General features: G+C 38.5%; 7 protein-coding genes. All 7 read right to left on the bottom strand.

Annotated elements, in window-relative coordinates:
* Window positions 1-128: 128 nt before the first annotated feature.
* The 7 genes from D0T84_RS20705 to D0T84_RS20675 all read right to left on the bottom strand — a co-directional run bounded on the left by D0T84_RS20705 (window position 129) and on the right by D0T84_RS20675 (window position 6,565).
* Window positions 129-695, bottom strand: coding sequence for a hypothetical protein (locus D0T84_RS20705; protein ID WP_163309767.1), 567 nt, complete (start codon window positions 693-695; stop codon window positions 129-131).
* A gap of 274 nt (window positions 696-969) precedes the next feature.
* Window positions 970-1,167 carry a hypothetical protein gene (locus tag D0T84_RS20700; protein ID WP_163309765.1) on the bottom strand — a complete coding sequence of 66 codons (198 nt, stop codon included), beginning with the start codon at window positions 1,165-1,167 and terminating at the stop codon, window positions 970-972.
* Window positions 1,168-1,453: 286 nt separating this feature from the next.
* On the bottom strand, window positions 1,454-2,371 hold the full coding sequence (locus tag D0T84_RS20695; RefSeq protein WP_163309764.1) for a hypothetical protein: 918 nt from the start codon (window positions 2,369-2,371) through the stop codon (window positions 1,454-1,456).
* Between the two features lies 1 nt (window position 2,372).
* On the bottom strand, window positions 2,373-3,788 hold the full coding sequence (locus D0T84_RS20690) for a hypothetical protein (protein ID WP_163309762.1): 1,416 nt from the start codon (window positions 3,786-3,788) through the stop codon (window positions 2,373-2,375).
* A gap of 149 nt (window positions 3,789-3,937) precedes the next feature.
* A complete protein-coding gene (locus D0T84_RS20685) occupies window positions 3,938-4,594 on the bottom strand; it encodes a hypothetical protein (protein ID WP_163309760.1) in 657 nt (218 codons plus the stop codon).
* A gap of 83 nt (window positions 4,595-4,677) precedes the next feature.
* The gene (locus tag D0T84_RS20680; RefSeq protein WP_163309759.1) at window positions 4,678-5,229 is read right to left on the bottom strand and encodes a BatD family protein; all 552 of its coding nucleotides are present in this window, start codon (window positions 5,227-5,229) and stop codon (window positions 4,678-4,680) included.
* A gap of 25 nt (window positions 5,230-5,254) precedes the next feature.
* Window positions 5,255-6,565, bottom strand: coding sequence for a pyridoxal phosphate-dependent aminotransferase (locus D0T84_RS20675; RefSeq protein WP_163309769.1), 1,311 nt, complete (start codon window positions 6,563-6,565; stop codon window positions 5,255-5,257).
* Window positions 6,566-6,838: the final 273 nt, after the last annotated feature.

The following is a 6,838-nucleotide window of genomic DNA, read 5'->3' as shown; positions in this document are numbered from 1 at the left end:
GAAAATTCAAATCGAAAAATCAAAGAACGTGCTCACTCCCCTTTATCCATAAGGGTTTTAACGATGTCAATATTTTCTAAACCGGACACTAGTGATAAAAAGTGACAAAGGTGACAGGTTTTTATCCGTTACTTTGCAGAAAAACCGATACTGTTTATTTTTTCTTTCTTCAATAAATCACGGAATGTTCCCGAAACTATAATTCTATTATCGTACACACTCCGAACGATGTTGTAAATATAGCCGTATTCTTCCAAAGAATTATCGTTCAGCACCGTTTTACTAAACTTATAGGACTTATCTACAGGGTGCTCCTGATAAACGGATTTATCCATATCGTAGCATTCAATCCGGTTGTATATATTTACTGCATAATAACTATCGCAGGTATTCCCTTTGTAAGTAAACCGCGCCCTAAAAACCTGAACGTCTTTTTCGAAATGGTTCTTATAAAGGAAATCCACAAACGATTGCGAATATAATGTACCGCCGCCGACAGTTTCGAGGACATCGTAGGTCAACAATTTTTCATATTCTATATCGCTATTTTGCGCATCGCTGTATATTAAAGGTGAATTTACTTCTTCTTTTATATATTTCCCTACAGCCAGATAACTTCCGTTCACATTATTATGTCCGGCATCGTATACCAGCGGATAATTGGGTTTACTTGTTATTTTCAGAAAATAATTCATAATACTATTTCAGATAAAAAAGTGACAAAAGTGACAGATTTTTCTTTATTTTTTGTTGTTACTTTTTTCTTTATTAAACACATATTTATATTAGACAATCATTTGCTTCGTCTATTCGGTTTCGCAATCCGAATTGTAATATTATCAGGATTTTTAATCAGAAACAGCCAAGGCAGGTTTTTAAATCCTTATGTTAATAATGCAGGAGATCAAAATCCTCTGCGACAGAATACGCAACTGACTAATTTTATTCAAACAATTATTCAAACACCAATTACAAATTGGCATTAGTAAAGATTTTTTCAATTATTTTTTTTTCGATTTGTATATAGTCATAAATTCCCATAAGTTGATAATCTCCATTTATTAATTCCTCTCTTGAAATTGGAGTCTCACTATTATCTTTTGCATGCCATACTCTTAAATTATTAATGCGAATCAAGGGTTGCTTTGGGTTGAAATATACTATCATAAATCAATCTTCTGTTTTGCAATCAGGGTTCTAAGTCCACGAAGTGGGCTAACATGGATAACTACGGGTAAAACCCGTGGAAAAAGCGGATAGGGAGAGGCCGTCTCCGTAGGAGGCGAATAGCATTTGTTTTTGCTATTTGCCTCCTACGGAGACATATTCTTCTGTCAGTTCCTGCCACGGGTTTTACCCGTGGTTATCCACTTTCAGTCCCTTCGGGACAATAAGTTACTGTGCTTTTTAACCCTTGATTCGCATATATAAGATAAATTTATCGATTAACTATTCACTTGTTCTGCCTCTCAAAATATTTCAGATACATTTCTTCGCTGTCGAAACACTGTTTGCCTCTCTTGTTTACAAACTGCTGTTTCATCCAGTCTTTCAATTGCGATGTAATTGCTTCAAACTCTTTCGATTTATCTTTCACATCTCCCTTATCCAGATATTGATTGCAGAATTTAAAGAAATATACATAACCAATCCCTGAAATCTTCATACTTGAAAGCTGGATAATTTCATTTTTGCGCCAGATATCACGTTTCAGGTAAATACCCTTTTCGTCCGTAAACTTTATAAGTTCTTCTGTTATAAACTCTTCTACCGAGAAGAACAGATTAAGAAAACCATATTTCATTGTATCTATATGTTCCTGATTATCTACCGAAAATTTTTCGAAACGCCTTACTTTTACTTCTTTGCCAAAGTACCAACAATAGATATTCAATCCCAGTTCCTTATTTATATAAGTGAGAAATCGCACCAAATCTTCATCCGTCCAATAGGAAGAGAATTCGGTCAGCTTATATTTTAACTTCGGCTTTTCACAGTAGGTAAGCGGTTGCTCTATAAGTTGGGTAGTAGGAGAATAATCTATATCGACAGACATTGCTTCTTTTGATTTACCACATTGCGAGCATTCGGCTATCACCCCTACATTCTTTATATCATCCGTATAATGAGCATGATAAGTATATTGAAACTTCACCTTAAACAAATCGTTCTTACACCTGCATTTTTGTTTAGGCGGGTATGTATCCTGAATGAGGTCGTACCAGTAATCCAGGCTATCCAGTATCAGATAGTTTCTGCCTGACTGCGTAGCCAAAAGCCCCACACCCTCATCTTTTATAAGGCGGACTTCAAACAGGTTTACTCCGTCATCGGTACAGATATCTTTTACAACCACTTTCTCCTTTGCCACATTATTTCTTTTTTGTCAGCGTTACAAATTTATCTCCACAGTCTCCTACTTTGACATAGTAGTTCATCGCGTTCCCGTAATTCTGAAACGAAAGTTCATCCTTACTGTAATAAAGTTCAAGACCCTGCATTCCTATCGACTCCACGCTGTCTCCATCTTCGACGCCCGACAGGTCGCCTTTAAATTCAGCCCATTCAAAGTTTGACAATTCAAGCCAGAGTGTTTGCTGTTTGCTCGTACCGTCAAACTCACGGAGAAAATGTACTGCACCGCTGTATTTTTTTGTATCGGTCTGCATGGCATAACGGTATTCGCCTTTGTCTTTTATTATGTCAATCTCTAAGAAGCAACCATCCGAGACATATTTCCCTGCCAGATTATCGGGTATAGGTCCTATCTTATCAGCCGTCTCCTTTAATTCTATAGGGTAGGTTTTCCCGGTCTTTTCATTTTTCCATTCTCCTTCGAATCCGCTATCGGTAAATTTCCCAGTTATTTTAGCGGTTGTATTATGTTGGTAATCCATTTCTGACATTTCTACCTTTCCGTCTTTTGTTAAGTTGCCATACAGTCGGATATCTATTCCATGCTTTTCATAATAAAAGAATCCTGAAATATCATTTCCCCTTTTTCCTAGGTGGAAAGATACATTCATATTACTACCAATCTTGCCCGTATAATTTTTCTCAAAATTCATCCGGTGTTTTGTAAATGGTATTTCTTTCAGGTGCTCTCTAAGCTCTGCAGCTGTGGTAAACAAAGGCTCGAACTCTTCGCCCACATCATTATTTCCACACTGCCCTCCATATATATCTTCCAATACAGTCAACTGCGCGGGCAGGTTGTCGTAGTCAATATCGTCATATACATTCGCATTGTAGAAAGTTCCTGCCATCTGGTAATGACGGTAATCATTACTGTAAATCAGAACCAGTTCGCGCTTGCCATCCCCATCCCTGTCGTAGAAGAATACGGCCTGGATAACAGCTTCCAGCGGACTTTCGGACAAGGAATCTATCGCAACCTCCTGATAACGGTTCCCATCTGTAGGGACATAGAGTTTACCTACAGTGTAAGTCACATTGTAGGTCGATGTTTCGCCTTTTTCCTTTACCTGTGTCTCCCAAAAAGCAATAATTACTTTTTTGTCGGTACTATTCCAGTCGGCTTCTATCACGGGATGAACCAACTCTTTTCCGGCAGGTTTTATCCTGTTTATAAAGTCTTCGGCGCTTTCGCCCGCCTTACGTGTAAGCGAACCCAATACGGCAGGATATCCGGTCATCAGAAAGTCATCAGGCACTGTTATCCCTGATTCTGTTTGGGATAGCACCGCTTCATTCTTTTTCTTGTTCTGACAAGCATACAATGACAAAATAAGAAAAAGAATAAAAAAAGGAATGACTATTTTTTTCATAATATTCAAATATTAATGGTCTGAATTAAGAGCCCCCCGTTCTTTCGGATTTGTAATCCGAAATGTTCAAGGAAGATTGCAAATCGCCGATAACAGAAAGAAAACGGAAAGGAGAGGAGAGAAAAAAGAGAATACTTTTTCATTAGTCCTTATTTATTTTTGTTTGCAATTTCATCTAAAGTTATCTTAGCAGGCTCAATATCCCCTCCATCCGGATGAAAAATCCATATCGTATTCTTATCCTTACCATCCAAAAATAAAACCTGTGTATTCTCAAATCCCAAGGTCAGACAAACGGAAAGTTCTGATAATGAAAACTCATCTGTATATTCTTCTTCAAAAATATCCTCCAATGACTTTGCATAACCTTTCAAGCTTTCGATACGCAGATATGAATTTCCATCAATATTTACTTCCTCACATAACTCATCCAAATTGTATAAATGAAACTTGCCTTGTCCTTTGAATACTTCAAGTTCAGAGTTAAATTTATCGGATGTCAAATAATTAAAATATGACTCTGGTATTTCCACTTTTGCCTTTTTCAAAACACTTGTGAGTTCTTTTATTGTTTTTGGTTTTTGAATATTCTTTTTCGAAGGGTCAGATAATGATGCCTTGGCTTTCCATTCAACAGGGTTGAACTGAAACCGACGTAAACATTCCGGACAATGTATAAACATGAAACTCATCTCTTTATCTATTGCCGACTGCAAGAAATCATAATCATATTCACTTAACTTACAAATTTCAAATTTCTGTCCGCAATCCCATGTGTATGGGCAGGTTATTTCTTTTTCAATCATCAATCTATAATTTTAATGGTCTGAATTAAATGCCCCCGTTCTTTCGGATCTACAATCCGATGTGACGACAGGAACGGAGGCACTTACTCTTTCTTCCTAAATTCTTCAATTTCGTCTTTCGTCATCTTTCTTTTAAATTCTAACAAGGCGTTTTTATATTCTCCAACATATCCGAAATCGCCAGACAGTATATATAATAATGTGCCATCGGGTTTGCTTCTGATCATAATTTTTTTGAAGTTAATCTCGTCAATCTCTTCATCGGTCGGCATCTTTCCGGTAATTGTCAGTGTCAGGGGTTCGGCTTTTAGCTCCTGACCTTCTATATAAAAAACCGGGGAATAAATCTCCAGCGTTCCCGGAATATAGGCTTTAATTTGATAAGTTATGTTATGGTAATACGCTTTATGATCAAAACTTCTGCTGAATGACCCCTTTTCTTCTTCTCTTTTCAGGACTATAAAATTTGTCTCTTCCATCTTACCTACAGAATCAATTTTACTGTTGACTTTATATGTCAAGTTAAACTGTTCACCGACTTGATAATCATCTCTTTCTATCTCAATGGTAATTTCTTGCCCGTAAGCGATAGTTGAAATAATCATCATCACTAAAATTGGAAGTATCTTCTTCATAACTTTGTTGGTTGGTTTGTAAGTATTAATGGTCAAGGCTAAATGCTTTCAACCGCTCGTCCAGCACGTCATACAACTCTGCGCTCATCCGTGAGCAACATGCCCTTATTCCCTGCTGCTCGCTGCCGGTGGTAGACAGGGCGATAGAACTTATACCATAATACAGCAGTTCGCGCATCAGTTCGGCACAAGTCATATCCTTGTAACCGATAGTAAAGAAAAAGCCGTCGGAAATATCACGGTCGATATCCTTGTCGTACACTACGTTGAATCCATATTTACTGAACGATTGCTTCATCCTGTGCGCACGGCGGGCGTATTCACTGGCTTCTTCCACAAAATTCAGTTCGCCATCCGAAGCGGCTTTCAGCATGGCAGCGTAACCGTACTGTGTAGAATGGGTGATTCCCGAAGTAATCATATACAGGATGGCACCGATAAATGTAGGCCCGAATATACCTGCTCCCGAATAGCGCTGTGCCAATGCTTCAAATTTTCGTCCGAACAGTTTATCCGAAACGCAAACTACAGCTGCACGCTGTCCCGCATAGCTGAATATCTTGGATGAGGATAGCATCAGTATATAATTGTCCGTATAGCGTGCCACAGTAGGCACATAAGGCGGCTGAAACGGCTTACCGAAATCGGTGCGGAAATCCATGCCGAAGTATGCCAGATCTTCCATTACGATAGCATCGTATCGGGTTGCCAGTTGGCCTATTATTTTCAGTTCATCTTCGGTGAGGCAAATCCATGCCGGATTGTTGGGATTGGAATATACGATTGCCGAAATATTTCCTTTTTCGAGAAACTCTTCCAGCTTCTCCTTTAATGGCGCACCCCTGTATTTATATACATCAAATTCTTCGTATTTTATACCAAGTACTTTCAGTTGCGATTTCTGTATGGGGAAACCGGGGTCGATAAACAGTACGGTATCTTTCTGCAAATCCCGTTGATTACACGCAATAAAAGAGCCGAACGAACCCGCCACCGAACCCGTTACAGGCACGCAGGACACAGGTGAAATATCCACATCGAGAAAAGCTTTTACAAAACGTGCAGCTTCATTTTTCAACACGGGAATACCTTCCGCTGCCGGATACATGGATGCAATACCGCTATCCAGTGCTTTCTTCTCTGCGTCTATACCTATCCGGCAAGGTTTCAGCCCCGGCACACCCTGATCCATGCGGATAAAAGGGATACCTGTAATCTGTTCGAGACGTGAAGCTAGCAATAATACCTCTCCGATTGTCGCCTTTTCCAGATTTGTAATCTTTAGCTCGTCCACTACTTGATTTACGAGCTCCTGTGTGAATACTCTGTTTTGCATATTATTTATTGTATTCTTTATCATTATTTCTGAGAGTCGAGATACTTCGTTTCACTCAGTATGACAAAGAGGGTATGTTTATATTTTAAGCTGTAATTTTCTCTTTGTCATTCTGAACGAAGTGAAGAATCTCTTCTCTCTTTGATTCTATCTTTTTAGGGTCGGGATGCTTCGTCCCTACCAATGACGTCATTTAAATTATATCCGTTTTGACAATCATAAAATTGTGTTTTTTAGCTAGTTTACCCATAAGTCTTATTTCGTTAGCATTGA

The organism is Dysgonomonas sp. 521, from assembly GCF_010501055.1.
Classification (GTDB): Bacteria; Bacteroidota; Bacteroidia; order Bacteroidales; family Dysgonomonadaceae; genus Dysgonomonas.
The sequence above is the reverse complement of the archived record's forward strand: the minus strand, read 5'-3'. Positions and strand labels throughout refer to the sequence as shown.

Excerpts from the sequence above, each read along its gene's own strand:
- D0T84_RS20705 (WP_163309767.1), bottom strand. The coding sequence starts at position 695 with ATGAATTATTTTCTGAAAATAACAAGTAAACCCAATTATCCGCTGGTA.
- D0T84_RS20700 (WP_163309765.1), bottom strand. The coding sequence starts at position 1,167 with ATGATAGTATATTTCAACCCAAAGCAACCCTTGATTCGCATTAATAAT.
- D0T84_RS20690 (WP_163309762.1), bottom strand. The coding sequence starts at position 3,788 with ATGAAAAAAATAGTCATTCCTTTTTTTATTCTTTTTCTTATTTTGTCA.
- D0T84_RS20685 (WP_163309760.1), bottom strand. The coding sequence starts at position 4,594 with ATGATTGAAAAAGAAATAACCTGCCCATACACATGGGATTGCGGACAG.
- D0T84_RS20680 (WP_163309759.1), bottom strand. The coding sequence starts at position 5,229 with ATGAAGAAGATACTTCCAATTTTAGTGATGATGATTATTTCAACTATC.
- D0T84_RS20675 (WP_163309769.1), bottom strand. The coding sequence starts at position 6,565 with ATGCAAAACAGAGTATTCACACAGGAGCTCGTAAATCAAGTAGTGGAC.